This window comes from bacterium, from assembly GCA_022616075.1.
Classification (GTDB): Bacteria; Acidobacteriota; HRBIN11; order JAKEFK01; family JAKEFK01; genus JAKEFK01.
Genome location: JAKEFK010000202.1, coordinates 1 through 14,664, shown reverse-complemented (window position 1 = coordinate 14,664; position 14,664 = coordinate 1). Strand labels below are relative to the sequence as shown.

Genomic DNA, 14,664 nt, shown 5'->3' with positions numbered 1-14,664 from the left:
GAAACTCCAGCGCCAGCCTCCGGCCGGCAAAACACTCCGAGATCTGCGAGATCTGGCCGGCTGGAAGCCAGCGTTACAAACCGGCTTTGCCTTTCATCGATACGGCCGCGGGAAGCGGCGTGATTTCTGACAAGCCTGCTTCCCGAAACCAGGAGAAAACTTCAGGATAAGTATGTTTCCACTGATATTTCGGACTGAAATAATCAAAGGTATCCAGCCAGCGCCATCGCCAGTTTTTGTGCATGCACAGCCGAAATATTCCCTGAAAAACAAGACGAAGAGGTTTTAAATAATACAGTGGTATCGCTATCGTAGACGCGTAAAAAAGTAGTTTTCGCGGCATTCTTACGGTCCCTTTTCGCAAAGTGTCGCTGATTTTTCTCAGCTCCGAGTGACAGCTGTACACCCAGATTGCGATTTCTCCTTCGGGCTTTAAAAGCGGAACCAACGAGTGAAATGCTTTTCGCGTATCCGGCGTGTGATGCAAAACTCCAATGGAGAAAATCCGGTCGAATATTTTTTCTCTGAAAGGAAGCCGGAAAATATCTGCCTGCACAAAGTGAGCATTCGGTCGATCTCCAAGATTGGAATATGCGGCTTCCACGGCAGTGGATAAATCCACACCGACTACCTCAGCTTGCATTCTGGAAACAACATCCGCGAAACGCCCCGCGCCGGTGCCGGCGTCCAACACCAGTTTGCCCGGCAATCCGGTCACATCGAAATTTGTTTTTTCCAGGAATGTCTCTTCTGATTCCCTTGTGTCATTAAACACATCCAGTTGAACCTTTGAAAAACGATTCCATTGAAAACCGAAACTCTCCGCATAGAATTCGGCCGGAACAAATCTCGGGATTCCATTGACGATCGGGTAACTGTGTCCGCGGGGGCAGTGAAGAGAGCCTTCTAGAATTTCCTCTCCTGATTCCGCGCCTGGCCGAACCTGCAGTGGCTCTTTGCAATCCGGACAAACCACCAGGTCGAGGAGTCTAATTTTCATCGACGTATCCGAGCGCTCGCAGACGCTCTTTCGTTTCATCGTCCGGCTCTACACTCTTCACGCTAAGCCTGGATCTCCGGTTCTTATTCTCCTGGAGATGCTCCAGCATGCGCTTCTGCAAATCTGAGTAAAGGACTCCCTCCGCAGCGAGATTGCGCTTTTCTTCGGGATCCCTGGAAAGATCATAGAGGAGATGTGGATTGTTTGGAACGCCTGGCTCGTGAACGTATTTTCTGTTCTGACGCAAACAAGCGGTGGAATGAATATCTTTTGAACTTGCATTTTCGCTAAAAATGAATCCCGGCTCAGGCGCGCGCGAAGAATCTGTCGCGTAACGCAACAAACTTTTTCCTGGAGTTCCTTGCGGAGGCTCCACTGAAGCCAGATGCAAAATTGTAGGAAAGATGTCGATGTTGCTGACCGGCTCAGAGATCTGCGCCGGTTTTACAGCGTTGCGGGGTCCGGTGATGACGAGGGCTATTCGAAGAACTTCATCGAAATACGAATTTCCGTGCGTAAAACGGCCATGCTCCCAAAAGGCTTCCCCATGATCGGACGTGACAAGAACATAAGTTTCATCGGTTAATTTTCTTTTCTGAAGCTCCTTGTTGATCCTGCCGATGGCATCGTCGGTCTGGCGGATTTCGCCATCATACATATTGATAATCCCCTGTCTCTCTTCCTGTGAAAGCTTCGTGAATCCGGTGCCGAACATTGTGTCGTAAGGTGGAGGAGGCCTGTAGGGCATGTGCGGATAGACCAGATGCAAGTAGAGGAAAACTCTTTTTCCGCGCGCAGCGTCCATTTGTTCGTTGAATTCTTTCAACACATAATCCACATCCGTTCGGCTCCATTGTCCAAAGTTTCCTTTTTCGAACAGCTTAACAAAAACATCAAAACCCTGATCGTATTGCAGCTCTGGACCAATGCCGGGATGATCTATCAAAGCAATCGTCTTATACCCGTTCGCTTTCAGTAGTTCAGCCGTGGTGTTCAGTTCCTTTGGCAGAACTTGAGTGATCGCTTCTTCATGTACGGCGGTAGGGAAGATTGCCTGCGGAAATTGTCCTGTAAATATGGAAGCAATTGTGGGGTTGGTCCATGGAGAAACCGTATAGGCATACTTGAAAAAAATTCCGTTTTGCGCCATTGCATCAATATTAGGGGATGTATTCCGCGAGTAACCGTAGCAGCCAAGATGATCGGCTCGCAATGTATCCATCAGGATCAGAAGAATATGTGGCTTTCGGGTCTCGTGACTCCGGCATTCGACGCTAAGGAGAGCAACCAGGCAACACAATTCGAGTAACCTACGAACCATAGCACTGATTCTAGCATCGTGTACGGAGCGCAGGCTTCCAGCCTACGCTCTTAATCCTCCACTGTAATCCGCACTTCGTTGCTATTCGCTCGAATTTCCGGAACATACATGGCATAGCCCAGCAGTGGCAGAGCATGAAATTTGCCGGGAACTTCCGCGCGCAAATCATAGCGGATTTCCCAGATCCCTTCTCGCAGCTTGTCAACAAACAACGCCACTTTGCGATCACGCAGCTCCTGGTACACCCAGCGACTATCACCCGTGTAGATGCCAGAATCAGGCAGGGGCGAAATTGTATTCGCCCCTGCTTTACCGGCTTTCAGCTCCTGAGCGTATAGCGACTCTCCACTTCGAATCGCCACAGCCTCCAGTCCGGCAGGTTTTAAATCTTCGAACACCAGATACTCGTAATTATTCTTGGCTTCAATCCGTACCACGACTTCCACGCGATCGCCGCTCTTCAAAACTCCGCCATCGGCCAGCGGTTCCCGGTGATACAAATAACCTTTCAGCAAAGTTGGTTTGCCCACAAGTCTGAAATATTGACGGCTCACAAAGATCTCATTTCCTGCAGCTGTAACCGGTTCTTCCAGACTGAAGAATTTGGCATTTGCCGCAAAATACAGAGGACCGTTTCCCGCAGTTCTGCGAATCACAATTTCATTGTGATCGCGGATGAGTTTCGCATCGATTCGGAATTCGCTAGGCGCTTGAAACATGTCTCGCGGAGTGATCTTTTTGCCGGCGATGCGGCTGCCATTTACAACCAGCTCAAATTCAAGATCCGTCTTTAGCTCGCCGGATTTTCGCAAATAGTCATTCAGAGTCAAAACCACAATGGCTGTGTCTCTGGTGCTGCTCCATTGCGCGCCCCGGCGATTCTTCACCAGCCAGTTGGTGACCGGCTCTACTAATTTGTTAGAAGGATCGATCGCAAGAAGCGCGCGCAGGGCAAAAGCGGTTGCTTCTACGCCTCCTTCAGACCAGCGCCAGTAGATGCCGTCTTCACCCCAGTGAGCCGTGGAGATGGCCGATGCATCGTACGCGCCTTCAATCAAAACAGAAGTATCCGGTTTCGAATCGATCTTCACGCCATTTTCAAGATTCCGAACCAGAATCCGTGCATCTTCGGCTCTGCCCATTCCATGCGCGCTCAGCGCAAGCAACGCCCTGGTGTAAGCATTCAGCCGTTCCCGTTTGGCCCAGAGATTGTTGAAGGCTTTTTCTTCAAAATCATTCTTCATCCCATCGATCGCCACAGCATGAAGCATCCAGGCTTGCAGATCGTATTGCTCTTCGGCTTCCACAAGCTCCTTTTGCAAAAAATCGACTGCGCGGTCGAGAACATTAGAACGAACTTCAACTCCCGCCTGTTTGGCAAGTCTCAATCCCCAAACCACGTAAGCGGTCATGAAGTGATCGCTCTCGCCTTCTTTCCACCATCCCCATCCGCCATCCTGATGCTGGAAATCATAAAGTCGATCAAGGCCCGATTTTGTCATGGCCGGTAAATTTCCGAGCTTCCTTCTTCCACCCGGATGAGTTTTTTCAGCGTACGTTTTTTCAATGCCGCCAAAGTCGAACACTTGCTCCGCTGGAAGTCCCAGATCTTTCATCGTCCGCGCTGTGATCACAGAAGGAAGAAAGCGGCTCATGGTTTGTTCGGTGCAACCGTACGGATAGTCAATCAAGTACGGAAGCGCATCCAGCATTGTTACCGCTATGCTTGGCGTTACCTGAACAACCATTTCATCGGAGCGCCGCGCCGGGGGGAGATCGAGTGAAATCTTCACTTCATTGCTGCGAACTTTGCCGGACCGGGCCAGAAATTTTTCGATGCCATGTTCGTAAATCGTGTAATTCTTCTCCATAGCATCGGAATAACTTCCGCCTTTCGCGATGACCGTAAGTTTTGCCACACCGGCTTTTTCGATTTGTGCAACCCAATCCAAACGTCGTTCACCGTTTCGGGGGACAGTAGTATTTGCATTGGAATTCGATATCCGGATCCCTTCGGTGTTCAATGTGGATGCAACATTCAGCGCAGAGTCGGTATTGTTATTCAGGATAGCGGAAATAGTTACCGTGTCGCCAACAACGAAGAAGCGCGGAGCCTGCAATCGAACGATCAGCGGTTTTCTTGTGCGCGTGGAAACATCCGCAATTCCAAACTGATTCGTTGCGCTTGCAACACGGGCAACCGCTTTCCAGGAAGTCAACGAGTCCGGATACTTGAAACGCACAACCGCTTGTCCGGCAGCATCCGTAACAACATCCGGCTGCCAGAAAGCGGTGGAGCGAAAATCACTGCGCACTTGTACCGCCGCTTCCGGAGCTTCTTCCGGCGCGGGCGGCGGGGCCGCAGGGGAAGCTACAGGCTCATTTGCCACGCTCTTCCTTGCATCCATGACAGAAAGTTCAGCGGCAGCTTCGACACCGCCTACTTTCCCCCCAGCGATCCCCTCATCTTTAAACAACTGCGCATGATCGCTACGAGTGCCTCGCTCTTTCGCTTCCAGTCTGCGCGCAACACTTTTCTGCTGAAACATGCTCTGCGTCTGCACGCCATGCTGCCGCTTGCTCCCGAAATAAAACTGACGCGGATCACCCGCATAATCCTGTTGAATGTAGTACACAGACTCATCCACCATTCCGAGGGCCACTTCTGCGGAAACCGGCATTCCTTTGGCATCGCGTGTGGTCACAGTTAAGGTCCCGGATTGTTGCGGTTGATAAACATCCTGATCCGGCTTCACCTGAACCTCAAGAAATTGGTTCACAGGTGGAACAATCACCTGTTCGGTATCCAGAAATAGTTGATAGTTATCAATCATCGCGGCGCTAAGGTAGAAGTTTGGAACGTGCATCTCTTCGATGGAAAGCTCCACAAGTTTCACTGAACCGGTCACATGAACCAATTGATAGCTGTAAAAATCCTCGGCTTCGGTTGAGAACAGAACATACCGGTCATTTGACGGCACACCGATCATTACAGGAGCCTTTTCTCCCGCGCGGAATGTATCTTTGTCCACAATGATTTCCACGCCGCCCGGACGGTAACCAAGCTCCGTTGTTTTTCCGGTCACGACCCACACAGTTGTTTCCGCGGTAACCGGCTGGCGCGTTTTCTCTTCATCTTTCCAGGCAAGACGGTAATAGCCTTCTTTTTCGGGAGTAAAGGTGAGTTCTGCTTTTCCTTTTCCATCTGTATTTACGATTCGTGTGAAGATTTCGTCATGCTCATATCCGCGAAATTTCAATGTCCATTGTTTCTGTCCGGGACCCGGAACCGGCGGAGTGGGTGGAAAGACACCTATCTTGTCACGGATCTCCTGCAACTCTTTACCACTGATCTCTTTGCCTTCCGGATTGATCCAGATCTCGTACCAGTAATCACGCGTGAGTTTCACCGAACCTTTTGCAGGAACCAGCTGGCTGTTCGCATCGAGTGTTTGAATGCGAAACGTTACCTTATCCTGCGGGCTGTAGAGGTAGTGATCGGGACGCGGGTAAACATAGTAGCGTTGTCGCGTGACGCGCACCGCTTCATTCGCGGTGATCTCTCTTCGCGATGCATCGGTAACGCGGGCCTCCACTCTGTATTCAAAATCCTGCTGGGAGTTTCGCGGTGTATCGAACGTGACTGTCGCCTTTCCAGTAGTGTCCGTTTTCAACGTTTCCCGCTTGATAATCTGCCCGCCACCATACCAGTATCTGTGCGGAGATTGATAGATGTCCTCGTAGTACCACGGATAAGGATGAGGCGGATGCCACCAGTGATAAAAAGGATTCTGATAAATGAGAACTTCCACCGTTGCATTCGAAACCGCGCCGCCAAAGTAATAATCCGCCTGAATGTTTACCTGCACGCTTTCGCCCGTTAGAAATGTTTTCTTTTTCCCGTTCTCTTCCGGAGTCTGAACGGCAACTTTGAATTCCGGAAGTTTGTATTCTTCAAGCCGGAACATCGCAGCCTGCCCGATATGACGCGACTTTCCCTTGTCGTAGAAGGTGACGCGGTATTCACCGAGCGGGGACGTTTCCGATAAGAGAAAGCTGCCCCAGGCACTGCCAAAAGCGTTCAGTTTCACTTCCGCTTCTTTGATTTTTGCGCCCCGTGGATCCGTGATTTCGTAGTTTACTAATTCATTAGATGGGTTGGAGTAGCTGGTGCCGTCGTATTTGCGGGCAATAAATTTCCAGTGAACTTCCTCAGCGGGCCTGTATGCGGGACGATCCGTGAAAGCATAAATCCGCCAATCAAACCGCTCCGGAGAATTGTAGTAGCTGTAACCAATGGAAAAGGCCTGTCTTGCCCCTGCGGCGGCTACGACCAGGAACTCAGAGGTGTTGTAGAGAGGCGGCACCTCTAAAACAAGGAGTCCATCCCTGTTTGTAGCCCCGCTTTGTAGCTGCCATCGATAACGGGAATTTTCGTAGACCTTTCTCCATACTTTGACCGGAGCGTCCGGTTGCGGGGCGCCGCTGTATCCATCGGCAAAGTAGATCAACAATTGCTTGCGACTCGATTTTGTAACGAGCGTTCTGTCGGTAATCAGGATCAGATCACGCGCGCGCAATTTTCCGGAGACGCCTTCAATCAGATAAGCTCCCGCCGGCAATTTTTCTTCGATCTGAATCGCTTCCCCTTTCTGCTTGTGATCTCCCTGATCGCCTGTCTGTTTGGTCCACGTCTTCACAGTTTGAGCTTGCGAAGTATTGATCTGTGAGATCCAGCCGGCGTCAGTGGACATTTCCAGATCGCGAAGAAGATCCACACGGAAGAGAGAAAACTGAATCGTCTTTACGTTGCGCGTACTTAAGTAGAAACTGACTTCCGATTCAGGCACAAACAGATTGGATACGGAAATATTGAGTGACGGGTTCGTAATGTTTTTGATCTGATTCTGCGCCTGATCAAAATAGCGCGTTTCTCCCTTCGCGAATTCTGTCGTGATTCGCCGGTAAAGTGACAAAGCTCGTGGAAACTCGGATATCTGTTCCAGTTTTTGTGCATAATGAAACAAAGCATCATCGTACCAATCCGTTTTCTTTCCGGCCTTTAAAGCGAGCTCAAACTCTTCCGAGGCACGGTCCTGTGGATCTCCTTGACCGCGAAGCGTCATTGCAATCAGGTAATGGAAAAACGCGCGATCATTTTCCGTGGTGGATATCTTCAGCGCATTGTCCAGGATTTCAAGCGGAAGAACATAGCCATGATAGCCGTAGTAATAGTAGGGATCAGGAGCTGGAGGAGACGCGATGGTCCGGACGATTTTCAGATAACGTTCTCGCGCAAATTCGACTTCCTCGGAACCAGCCCACCAATTCAATGCCTGCTGATAGTGGGACCACCCTTGACCCCAGTCTCGTGAATCACGGCGCGTCCAGAAAAAATCACCGAGCGATTCACTTGCCTCAGCAACGATGCGATCCTTTGCTTCTTTCTGTGCAAGCTCCAAAAGCCGTGCCCGGGCCTGATCGAATACGGTCGGATCGGAAGTTTGTGTAGCAGCCTGCGCCCGCCACGTTGCGTCCGCGATCCGGAAAACGACCCAGCGAGCTTCTTCTTCAGGTAATTCCAATTCGTGTGCTTTCCGGTATAGTTCCAGGGCGAGCGCATAAGAACCTTCCTTGTAGTGCTGCTCTGCTTCTGCCTTAAGCCTGGAATACTCAGGCTGCTGCGCAACCACACCTGTTAGCGCAAGTAATACGGAAATAATGATGATGGCCACTTTTTGAATATTCATAGTCTTACCTTCACATAGAACGCTGAAAAACTAAATAGGATCTCTCATAACTTGGCGTCCTGGCGCCTTGGCGGTTTAAAAAGTGCAAATTTTAGCCCCCTAAAAAGCGCTACCAGTTAATTTTTACTCTTCTTCCTGTGCCAACGTTGACGCTATCGTCGGGCTTTCCATTCTTGTATTTGGCAGAATGGTTGCAATTCAAAAGGACAAAAGGAGCAAAAAATGACTAGAGAACACCATCCAATGTTCCGTCGAATTTTCCTTGCGCTTTTCGCATTCTTCATCACTTTTTCCCTCTATGCGCAGGAAACAATTCAAAAATCACGGCTTTCGGAACTTTATCCGACTCTTGAGGCAAAAGAGTATGCTTTGCGCACCGCAAAGGTCATCAAGTCGAAAAGGCTTGGTACCGGAATCACAAATCCGCTGAAGCTCACAATGCAAGATGGGGACACGCAATTCTATGCCGTTTTCAAGGACGTGCATGTACGCAAACCCGGAATGACAAAGTTGAAGGGTGGCGTGGAACTAGATTTCAAGGACTCCTGGCAATTCGATGTGGCCGCTTATGAGCTCGACAAACTGCTTGGCCTGAACATGATTCCGGTAACCATTGAGCGACGCTATGAAGGTGAGAACGGCGCAATGGTCTGGTGGATCGAGAATGCAATGACAGAAGGCCAGAGGAAGGAGAAAGGATTGGAACCACCGGATATTGATGCGTGGAATCGGGCACTCTACAAAGTTAGATTGTTCGACAATCTCGTTTATAACATCGACAGAAATCTTGGAAATCTCCTCATCACGCCCGAGTGGAAAGTCTGGATGATTGATCATTCGCGGTGTTTCAAGAGCATGGAAAACTTGAAAGCGAAGTCCGATCTCGCGCGTTTCTCTTTATCGTTTATTCAGGCTTTGAAGAAACTGGATGAAGCGCAGGTCCAGGACCGGCTCGGAAAATACCTGACCACTTATGAAATCCGTTCCATGATGAAACGGCGCGATGCTATTGTGCAGGAGTTTGAAAAAGCGCGTGTAGCACAAGGAGACTCCATCCTTTTCCCGTGAGATTCTTTGGCACAACTAAACTTGGTAGGAAGTGGCTCCCTTATAGAATGTGTCCCAAACGCCCGTGACATCTTCAATCGGAAACGCTTCCTGCCCTACTTTCTTCTTCCTGGAACCGGCGATTCCGTCACACGTCTGAATTTCTTGCACTGCACCGTCCCTTTCCGCCATTGTCTTCAGTGTTTGATGCATGGAATTCGGAGGTCGTATACTAATCGTGCTCATCCAATTTCTCCTGTAATATGCAAGAATTCTAGAGTGAAATCGCGTTGATTCCGAATTTTTTGATCAAACAGCGGCTATGGAAATTTCTGATGATTGCCGCGGCTACAGGAGATCTTGTTCAGAGGTTTCTGAGGGTCGGTTACGGAATACCGCCTCTGGAAAAGGATGCGTTAGATTACTGGAGGTTATCCGAACAGATGGCCAGGGGGGACTGGCTGCTGTCCGATCCGATCCAGCTTCAACGTCCTCCACTCTATCCCGCCTTTCTTGGAACGATGCAATTTTTCGGCGGCGGATTCGGAATCCTGTTTTCATCTTGCATTCAACAGGCTTTTGGTTTTGCAGCGAATCTGTTTGTCGCATGGGCTGTTTTTCGTTTTTCTGGAAACATTCGGGCAGCGTCCATCGCATGCGTGCTGCTTGTTCTGCCGGCCGCGCCCTCCTTTTTCGGAACCAGGATCCTGTCGGAAGCTTTATTTCTGCCCTTTTTGTCAATTTTTTTTTCCGCATATCTGGTTTCGCTGAGGTCTGATTCAAGAAATGATTTCTGGGCGGCGGTTGCTGGAATCGCGCTCGGTTGTTCCGCATTGGTGCGCGGGATTCCACACTTTCTTGCAGGAATACTTTTTTTGCCTGCGATCATCGAAGTGGTTCGCCACCGCAAAGTTACCCACGCCGTGCGACAACATATGAGAGTTGCTGCCGTTGTGTGCTTGCTTACGTTGTGCATGATTACACCGTGGATGCTGCGCGGATATTTTTTGACAGGCCGTCCAATTCTGACTTATACAGCTGGTTTTCAACTATGGCGATCCGTTTTCTTGTGGGCATCATTGGACTATCCCGATAGCGAAATTGCTGCTGATACAAAGAAGCGAGTCTTAGCAAACACAATACAGGATCCGAGGGCTGGATATCCTGTGCAAGAAGCCCTGATAAAATCCGGGCTTTCCGCAAACGAAACGCAGGATCGTATGTTCGAGATTGCACGGGAAGCGGTGTGCGCGCAACCATTAAAATTTACAGTATCAGTGTTTGAACGCGCACTGAGATACATGCACTACACGTGCAAGGGGGAAGTGCTGAACCGCCAGGGGAAAGAAGCAACGGCACCACCCTACCGGGACAGCGAGCAACGTATGTTCCGTTGCTGGCTGATGCCTACTGGATTATGGTTCAGCGCGTGAGATTAGCAGGTCCGCTTCTTCAGTTGCTGCTAAGTCTCGCCACGATTGGGTCTCTCTTTCTACTCATCACGCGGGGCGAAAGCGAACGAGCAGCAGGTCTTGTGGGCCTCTTCCTTTGTGGGTACTTCCTGGTGATAACGGCGGTTTTTAGTATTCCGATTTGTAGAACAAGGATGATACTGATGCCGGTCAGCGCGATGGTTATTGCGCTCGCAATGAACCACATGTTTAGCCGTCTGCATTCCCCGCCGTGATACAATCGCTTGGGAAAATAAATAGTTAAGCATCGCGATAGTTTCATCCACCATTTATTCCGTTCAAATGAAGCTCAAAAAACTTTTTTCTAATTTTACGATTCTATTCGCAGGACGTGTTCTAAGCAAAGGAATCACTTTCCTGGTATTAATCTTTTTAGCTCGGATGCTGGGTCCTCGCGCTTATGGCTACCTTGAGTTTACGATTGGCCTTCTTTTGTTCCTTGCCCTGATTGTTGATATGGGTTCCAGCACTTCCGCCGCTCGGGAAATAGCCAAAGACAGGAATCGGATAAGCGAAATCGTTTCTAACATTGTCGTTTTGCGAGTTTTCCTTTCCTTAGGCGCTTACTTTGTTCTGGTCGTCTGGTCCTTTTTCTATCTTGAGAACGCAACGCTTCAGCGCCTGATCGCCGTATACGGGCTAACTCTTCTTGGGGGTCCAGGCTTATTGGAATATGTATTTCAGGGCCTGGATCAAATGAAGTGGGTCGCCCCGGTTACCGTGTTACGTCAGGCGGTGTTTGCTCTTGGAGTTGTTGTTTTTGTTCGAACTCCCGAACAAATCTGGTTGATCGGCGTGGGCGCCTGTATAGCTGCCATCAGTGTAGTTATCTATAACCTGTGTGTTGTGAGAAGGCTGACAGGCATGATTCAGATCCGATTGAATTTCCAATCCATGACGGCTTTCCTGTCTCAGGCTTTTCCGGTTGGATTGAGCGAGCTGACCTGGTTTGGTATGTGGTACTCTGCACCGATTCTTTTGGGAATTCTCACGAAAGGGGAAAACGTGGGTCTATTCGGAGCAGCGCACAGGCCGGTTATGACTCTCTACGCTTTTGTAGTTTTATATTTTTATAATCTTCTCCCTTCCTTATCCCGATCTTCCATCGAATCGCCTTTTCACTTCAATAAACTTCTAACTCATTCTATTCGGCTTACCTGTTGGAGCGGGCTTTTTCTGGCGTTCGCCGTGCTTATAGTGGGTCAAGATCTATTAATTTACGTTTTTGGGTATCAATATGGCGGATCGGTACTTCCCTTTAAAATTCTGATCTGGACCATTCCTATAGCTCTTCTCAGTGGCCATTACCGGTCCGTTCTAATTGTCTTGAATTCTCAACGGAAAGAATTTGCAGCTTCGGCTTGTGGCGCAGCGGTGAGTCTCCTGTTGAGCCTTGCTCTAATCCCAAAGTATCATGCTATCGGGTCCGCGATAGCGATTCTCACGGCTGTTGTGATCAACGGAGTTCTCGCTTACCGGATGGCTCGCGCGCAGAGTACTGAACTTCCTTCTTTAAGAATTGTCATTAAGCCACTTCTAGCTTGTGGAATCATGTTCCTGACGTATATGGTCGCTCGGACTTTCGCCATGCAAGCAGCAGTGCCGGCGGGAATAGTTCTCTTTGTTGTTTCGGCAATACTAATGAATCGTGAAATTCGGACCTATTCTGCCGGGACGTTGAAACGATTCTTACCACGGCAAGCTGATTAGCCATTGCAGTCCTCCGCAATGAACCATCGGAAAGCACAAGTTACCACGCTTCTATGGCTGTATTCGGCCGGGTATGTATTCCTTGTTGGAGTACTCATGCAGATGATAGTTCTGCCTTACTTATTTCCTTCGAAACATGGTGGCGCGGGACTGCTCGCAGAGGGAGATTCTCTATATTTCCATGAGATCGCTCTTCAAATGTCCCGTAAGATCGAAATGGAAGGATGGGCAGCCTGGAAACTACGCCCTGAAGGACAGGTTATGTCAGGGATTCTCGCCTTTCTTTACGCTCTCTTTTTGAAACGGCCGATCGTATTCCTTCCGATTGCCGCCGCGCTCCATGCAACGGCAACCATCCTTCTACATAAGATGGCAAGGCTTTTTGTCGTCAACCAAAAGCTGGCCCTCGTCTCCGTAATTCCGTTTGTAATTTTCCCTTCAGCAATGATCTGGTATACGCAGATTCATAAGGATGGCTTTTTTATCCTTGGTAATTATTTGTTCTTGTACAGTTTCCTGTCTTTGCTTCCCTGGCTGCAGAAAGAAGGTCAGAGAACGAAACAAACGATCCTGAGTGGGATATCAGGCGTTTTAGGCATCGGAGTAGTCTGGCTAGCTCGCCCCGATACTTTGTTATTGTTGCTCGTGACCGGTTCCTTGATGTTCGCCCTATTGTCTTTTGCGTGGATTCTACACTCGAGAAAGGCGCGCACGCTAGTTTCTCCGATACCATCCCTTTTAATTGCGTTTCTAATTGTTGCGATGATTCCTGCTTTCTTGATGATCCGAGTTGAATCCCCTCCGGCGCCTTCTGAACAATTTGGAGTCGAACTAAAATGGAGCAAGCACAAATCCATTCCTTCTCTGATAGACCGAGGCTTCTATCTTTTAGCGTTACAACGCGAGGTATACCGTCAAGTCCACAGGTCCGCAACAAGCGCCGTTGATATTGATGTCGGACTGAATAGTGCGGCCGAAATTATTCGGTACATACCACGCGCACTGGCAATAGGACTACTAGCGCCGTTTCCAAAAGACTGGTCCGATATTTCCGGGCACTCACATGGAAAGCTTTTCTGGCTTACTGCCGTGATCGAGACCGTAGTGGTCTATCTTGGACTTACATTGCTTGGATGGGGACTGGTGAGTAGATATCGTAATAATTTGGCAATTTGGATGGGCTTGGCCTTTTCAATTAGTATGATCACGGTCTTGAGCATTGCAATTCCAAATCTCGGAACATTATACAGACTTCGCTACGGATTCTTATTGATTCTGGTCTGCTTTGGAATGCTGACTCTCGATTCTTTCCGTCACTGGAAACGAGACAATGATAATGTCTGAAAAAAGAGGGTGAAAATGGGCCGTGTAGGAATCGAACCTACAACCCCCTGATTAAGAGTCAGATGCTCTGCCAATTGAGCTAACGGCCCAAGTACTTATAATGCAATGACTTAAGTTGCAATTATGGCCTGCCGCCAGTTGCACTTTGGTTGCGCCTGGTTGCATTTCTCGGATCTCAATGATACGCTCGTCACGTGCATAATTCCCATCACAGTTTAATCTCGAGGGGACATTTTAGCAAATGGGCGTAAGAATCCGCAAACACCGCGGCGAATACTACATTTACATCAATTACAAGAAGGTTCGCCAGGCACAGCGGATCGGAAAGGACCGTCGGCAAGCCGAGAAAACCCGATTGGCCCTGATCAGAAAAATCGCGAGCGGCGAATTCCAATTCAAGAAAGCGCCGCAGGAAATCGATCCGGAAAACGATGTCACACTTCGTGAATACTTCGAAAGCTTCAAGGATACTCACTTGCGGAATTCAGTTCGTCCCTCCACCGCAGAATCGTATGTTGATAATTTTAAACTCCACATTCTCCCGGTACTTGGAGATCTCCACCTTTCACAAATCACTCCAAAGAAGATTTCAGAATTCATCGTTGGCTTGATGACCAAGCGAGGCAAAGGAAACAATCACCGGAAAGACAAACCACTTTCGAAAAGTACAATCCGACTTCAGATCGCCTATCTTCGCAAGGTTTTAAACAAGGCGCTGAAGGAAGGCCGAATCGGATCCAATCCAGCCAGCCGCGTTGGTGAGGAATACAAACAAGCGGCAAATCTACATGAGGAAATTAATCCACTGACCGAAACTGAGATTGAACGGTATTTAAAATCGGCTAAACAAGAGCCACCGCAGTATTACTACTTCTTCGCGTTGGCACTTCAGGCAGGACTGCGAGCCGGCGAATCTGCAGCGCTCAATTGGGAAGAAGTCAACCTGGACAAGAAAAGAATTCATATCAGACGCACCCTTACGAAAGATGGAAAGCTTGGACCGCCCAAAAGCAAGAAAAG

The 14,664-nt window shown here is 49.1% G+C and carries 9 protein-coding genes and 1 tRNA gene; 5 read left to right on the top strand and 5 right to left on the bottom strand.

The features are described from left to right. Positions 1 to 73 precede the first annotated feature (73 nt). The 3 genes from L0156_16060 to L0156_16050 are packed head-to-tail and all read right to left on the bottom strand — an operon-like array spanning position 74 to position 8,071. Entirely contained in the window at positions 74 to 1,000 is a 927-nt protein-coding gene (locus L0156_16060; GenBank protein MCI0604508.1) for a methyltransferase domain-containing protein, read from the bottom strand. Beyond that, positions 990 to 2,321: a sulfatase-like hydrolase/transferase gene (locus tag L0156_16055; GenBank protein MCI0604507.1), complete on the bottom strand. Its 1,332-nt coding sequence runs from the start codon at positions 2,319 to 2,321 to the stop codon at positions 990 to 992. The genes L0156_16060 and L0156_16055 overlap by 11 nt, the downstream gene beginning before the upstream one ends. A 50-nt stretch (positions 2,322 to 2,371) precedes the next feature. Then, positions 2,372 to 8,071 carry an MG2 domain-containing protein gene (locus L0156_16050; protein ID MCI0604506.1) on the bottom strand — a complete coding sequence of 1,900 codons (5,700 nt, stop codon included), beginning with the start codon at positions 8,069 to 8,071 and terminating at the stop codon, positions 2,372 to 2,374. Between the two features lie 222 nt (positions 8,072 to 8,293). Between L0156_16050 and L0156_16045 the strand changes: the two genes are divergently transcribed. Beyond that, the gene (locus tag L0156_16045; protein ID MCI0604505.1) at positions 8,294 to 9,139 is read left to right on the top strand and encodes a hypothetical protein; all 846 of its coding nucleotides are present in this window, start codon (positions 8,294 to 8,296) and stop codon (positions 9,137 to 9,139) included. A gap of 15 nt (positions 9,140 to 9,154) precedes the next feature. Here the strand turns inward: L0156_16045 and L0156_16040 are convergent, their stop codons facing one another. Then, on the bottom strand, positions 9,155 to 9,364 hold the full coding sequence (locus tag L0156_16040) for a hypothetical protein (protein MCI0604504.1): 210 nt from the start codon (positions 9,362 to 9,364) through the stop codon (positions 9,155 to 9,157). A gap of 44 nt (positions 9,365 to 9,408) precedes the next feature. On the opposite strand from L0156_16040, the gene L0156_16035 reads away from it, so the two are divergent. The 3 genes from L0156_16035 to L0156_16025 all read left to right on the top strand — a co-directional run bounded on the left by L0156_16035 (position 9,409) and on the right by L0156_16025 (position 13,644). Beyond that, positions 9,409 to 10,551 carry a hypothetical protein gene (locus L0156_16035; protein ID MCI0604503.1) on the top strand — a complete coding sequence of 381 codons (1,143 nt, stop codon included), beginning with the start codon at positions 9,409 to 9,411 and terminating at the stop codon, positions 10,549 to 10,551. A gap of 321 nt (positions 10,552 to 10,872) precedes the next feature. Further along, the gene (locus L0156_16030; protein ID MCI0604502.1) at positions 10,873 to 12,300 is read left to right on the top strand and encodes a flippase; all 1,428 of its coding nucleotides are present in this window, start codon (positions 10,873 to 10,875) and stop codon (positions 12,298 to 12,300) included. Between the two features lie 18 nt (positions 12,301 to 12,318). Beyond that, on the top strand, positions 12,319 to 13,644 hold the full coding sequence (locus L0156_16025; protein MCI0604501.1) for a hypothetical protein: 1,326 nt from the start codon (positions 12,319 to 12,321) through the stop codon (positions 13,642 to 13,644). A gap of 16 nt (positions 13,645 to 13,660) precedes the next feature. On the opposite strand, the gene L0156_16020 is transcribed toward L0156_16025, so the two are convergent. After that, positions 13,661 to 13,733: transfer RNA gene (locus L0156_16020), tRNA-Lys, on the bottom strand. A gap of 152 nt (positions 13,734 to 13,885) precedes the next feature. Here L0156_16020 and L0156_16015 point away from each other — a divergent pair. Further along, positions 13,886 to 14,664: site-specific integrase (locus L0156_16015; GenBank protein MCI0604500.1), on the top strand; the 779-nt coding region annotated here is incomplete at its 3' end.

Bases quoted from the DNA above. Each gene is read 5' to 3' on its own strand.
- L0156_16030 (MCI0604502.1), top strand. From the start codon at position 10,873: ATGAAGCTCAAAAAACTTTTTTCTAATTTTACGATTCTATTCGCAGGA.
- L0156_16040 (MCI0604504.1), bottom strand. From the start codon at position 9,364: ATGAGCACGATTAGTATACGACCTCCGAATTCCATGCATCAAACACTG.
- L0156_16050 (MCI0604506.1), bottom strand. From the start codon at position 8,071: ATGAATATTCAAAAAGTGGCCATCATCATTATTTCCGTATTACTTGCG.
- L0156_16055 (MCI0604507.1), bottom strand. From the start codon at position 2,321: ATGGTTCGTAGGTTACTCGAATTGTGTTGCCTGGTTGCTCTCCTTAGC.
- L0156_16025 (MCI0604501.1), top strand. From the start codon at position 12,319: ATGAACCATCGGAAAGCACAAGTTACCACGCTTCTATGGCTGTATTCG.
- L0156_16060 (MCI0604508.1), bottom strand. From the start codon at position 1,000: ATGAAAATTAGACTCCTCGACCTGGTGGTTTGTCCGGATTGCAAAGAG.
- L0156_16045 (MCI0604505.1), top strand. From the start codon at position 8,294: ATGACTAGAGAACACCATCCAATGTTCCGTCGAATTTTCCTTGCGCTT.